Origin of the sequence: Paracoccus panacisoli (assembly GCF_042435015.1) — a bacterium.
In the GTDB taxonomy this organism is placed as follows: Bacteria; Pseudomonadota; Alphaproteobacteria; order Rhodobacterales; family Rhodobacteraceae; genus Paracoccus; species Paracoccus panacisoli.
The window spans coordinates 1-3,486 of sequence record NZ_JBHMQU010000066.1 but is presented as its reverse complement, the minus strand read 5'-3'; the positions used below and the strand labels follow the sequence as shown (position 1 = coordinate 3,486).

2 protein-coding genes and 1 tRNA gene are annotated in these 3,486 nt (G+C 76.3%); all 3 read right to left on the bottom strand.

The window, feature by feature from the left end; all coding sequences use genetic code 11:
* Nucleotides 1-243: 243 nt before the first annotated feature.
* Nucleotides 244-339: transfer RNA gene (locus ACFHYO_RS12640), tRNA-Sec, on the bottom strand.
* 20 nt (nucleotides 340-359) lie between these two features.
* Complete coding sequence (selB, locus tag ACFHYO_RS12635) at nucleotides 360-2,270, bottom strand: selenocysteine-specific translation elongation factor (protein WP_394320828.1); 1,911 nt, start codon at nucleotides 2,268-2,270, stop codon at nucleotides 360-362.
* A partial coding sequence (gene selA / locus ACFHYO_RS12630; protein ID WP_394320826.1) for an L-seryl-tRNA(Sec) selenium transferase occupies nucleotides 2,267-3,486 on the bottom strand: 1,220 nt, incomplete at its 5' end. The genes selB and selA, both read right to left, overlap by 4 nt.

Here is a 3,486-nt window from a genome sequence, read left to right as displayed (position 1 = left end):
CGGCGACCGCCCCCGCGCAGGGCGCCGCCGACGGCACCGCCCCGGGCAGCGCCGGCTCGACCGGCTGGACCGGCGGCACCGGCGGCTCGCAGATCGGGACGAACACCGCGGGCGCCGTGCCCGAGTCCAAGACCTGGCAGCCGCCGACCGCCCGCGGTCTCGACCTCAACGGCTGAGCCCTCCGCAGGACCCTCCAGCGCCCCGCCCTTACCGGCGGGGCGTCGTCGTTTCGGGGAAGGGGACTGGCGGAGGAGAATGGGAGTCGAACCCACCCGGGACAGGCGCGCTGCCCCAACCGGATTTGAAGTCCGGCCGCCCCACCGGGGACGATTCTCCTCCAGTCGCGGCCCGCGCGGGGCCTAGCCGAACAGGTCGGCGCGATGGGGATTGATGCGCCGCAAATCGCCGCGGCGCAAGGTGACGCCCTGCCGATCATAGAAGTCGAGGATCTCGATGGCCACCTTGCGCCCGTTCTGGACCCGGTCGCGGAAGGCCGCCGCCGTGACCCAGCCATCGGGCGCGGCGGCCTGAACCTCGGCGATGATCGCCACCATCTCGGCGGTGGTGGCGCGCAGGAAGAAATGGTCGTGGCGGATCTGGTCCACCCGCCCCTGCCGCGCGGCCGACTTGAGCGCCCGGCGCAGGTCGGCCTCGGGCACCCCCCACGCCGTCGCCATGTCGCGCACCCGCGGGGGGCGGAAGCGGGCGTCGCCGCCCAGTTCGGGCAGGGCGCGGGCCAGCAGCGCCTCGTCCTCGGGCGACATTCGCGCGACATGGCCGGGCAGGCGCAGAAAGCTGCCCTCGGCCACCATCGCGCCCGCCGCGATGCGCCCGGCGATGAAGGCCGCGAAGCCCGGCTTCGGCAGCCGCGGGGTCAGCGCCAGCCGCAGCCGCTCGCGCCCGAGGCCCTGCATCTCGGGCGTCTCGTCGTGGAACGCGGCCAGCGCCGCCTCGGCGGCCTCGGAGAGCTGGGCCAGCGTCTCCGGAGCCAACGCCAGCCGCGGCGGGCCGTCCAGCACCGCGACGCCTTGGGCCAGCCGCGCGGCGGCGGCCTCGCCCAACCCGCGGTCGCGGATGAAGCCGTCGAGATCGACCACGTGCGGCGCCACCGCCAGCATCCCCACCAGCGCCGCGGCGGGGTCGGGGTGCGCCGCGGCCTCAAGCAGCGCGCGGCGCTCGGGCGTCCGCCGCCGCCGGGCGGGCGCGCGCAGGTCAATGAACTGCCCCCCGCCGATGGTCCGCCGGGCCGAGACGTCGCGCAGCACGTAGGCCTCGCCCACCACCGCCGCGATGGGGCGGTCGAGCACGAGCTGCACCAGCCCCGCCGCGCCGGGGTTCAGCGGATCGCCCAGCGGCACCACCCGCGCGCCGACCTCGACCGCGCCGGCGTGCAGCCGGGCCGGGAACAACGTGGCCACCGGCTTCGGCTCGGACCCGAGCACCCGCAGCCGCGCGTCGATCCGGTCGGTCGGCGCGTGCAGGGCCGGGTCGCCCACCACCTCGCCGCGCGGGATGGCGTCGGGGGCGATGCCGTCGCCCGCGAGGTTCAGCGCGCAGCGCTGGCCCGCGCGCCCCTCGGCCGCCGGGCGGTTCTGGGCGTGGATGCCCCGCACCCGCGCCGCACGCCCCGAGGGGGAGAGCACGACCGTATCCCCCACCGCCAGCCGCCCCGCGGCGACCGTTCCCGTGACCACCGTCCCGATGCCCTTGAGCGTGAAGCTGCGGTCCACGCTCAGCCGGAACCGCGCGTCGGTGCGGCGCGCTGTGGTGGCGGCCTCGGCGGCGGCGAGCGCGGCGGTCAGCGCCGCCACCCCCTCGCCCGTGACCGCAGAGACCGGGATCACCGGCGCGCCGGCGAGCCCCGTGCCGGCCAGCAGCGCGTCGATCTCGCCCGTGACCGCCGCCCGCCGGTCGGCATCGGCGAGGTCGGCCTTGCTCAGCGCGACGATGCCGCGGTGCACGCCCAGCAGGTCGAGGATCGCCAGATGCTCGCGCGTCTGCGGCATCACCCCGTCGTCGGCGGCCACCACCAGCAGCGCGAGGTCGATACCCCCCGCGCCGGCGAGCATGGTGTGGACCAGCCGCTCGTGCCCCGGCACGTCGACGAAGCCGGTGATCCCGCCGCCGCCGAGGTCGGCATAGGCGAACCCCAGCTCGATGGTGATGCCGCGCGATTTTTCCTCGGCCAGCCGGTCGGCATCGACGCCGGTCAGCGCGCGGACGAGCGCGGTCTTGCCGTGGTCGATATGCCCGGCCGTCCCGACGATCATGCCAGCGCGGCCAGCAGCGCGCCGTCATCCGAAAGGCAACGCAGGTCGAGGATCAGCGCGCCCTCGCGGATGCGCCCGATCACCGGGCGGTCCCCCGCGCGCAGCCGCGCGGCGAGCCGCTCGGGCGCGTCGCCGGCGCCGTCCTCGGCCCGGATCGCCAGCGCCGCCGAGGGAAGCGTCTCGACCGGCAGGGCGCCCGAGCCGATCTGGCTCGCGCAGGGTTCGACCGTGACCACATGGCCCGGCAGCAGCCGCGCCACCGCGGGCGCCAGCCGCTCGGCCTGGGCGCGGATCTCGGCCTCGGGCCGGGTCAAGAGCCGCAGGGTCGGCAGACGTTCGGCCAGCCGGTCGGGGTCGAGATAGAGGCGCAGCGTCGCCTCGATTGCCGCAAGGCGGATCTTGTCCAGCCGCAGCGCCCGCTTGAGCGGGTTGCGGTTGATCCGCGCGATCAGATCGGCGCGCCCGACGATGAACCCCGCCTGCGGCCCGCCCAGCAGCTTGTCGCCTGAGAAGGTCACGAGGTCCGCCCCCTCGGCCACCGCCGCCCGCACGGTCGGCTCGGCGGGCAGGCCCCAACGGGTCATGTCGACCAGCGTCCCCGAGCCGAGGTCGTTCATCAGCGGCACCCCCGCGTCGGCGGCGATGGCGGCGAGCTCGGGGGCGGGGACGCTGCGGGTGAACCCCTCGATCCGGTAGTTCGACGGATGGACCTTGAGCATCAGCGCCGTGTCCGCCCCCACGGCGGCGCGGTAGTCGCGCGGGTGGGTGCGGTTGGTGGTGCCGACCTCGACCAGTCGCACGCCCGCGCGCGCCATGATGTCGGGGATCCGGAAGGCGCCGCCGATCTCGACGAGCTCGCCGCGCGAGACGATGGCCGCCCGCCCCTCGGCCAGGGTGTTGAGGGCGATGAGCACCGCGGCGGCGTTGTTGTTGACGACCGTGGCGGCCTCGGCCCCGGTCAGGGCGCAGATCAGCGGGGCGATGTGGTCGTCGCGCTCGCCGCGGGCGCCGGTGGCGAGGTCGTATTCCAGCGCCAGCGGCGCGCGCATCGCGTCGGTCGCGGCGGCGACGGCGGCCTCGGCCAGCAGCGCCCGGCCCAGATTGGTGTGCAGCACTGTGCCGGTCAGGTTCAGCACCGGGCGCAGCGCGGTGCGCGCAGCGGCGTCGAGCGCCGCGCGGGCCTCGGCCGTGATCGCCTCGGCGTCGGGGGCCGCGC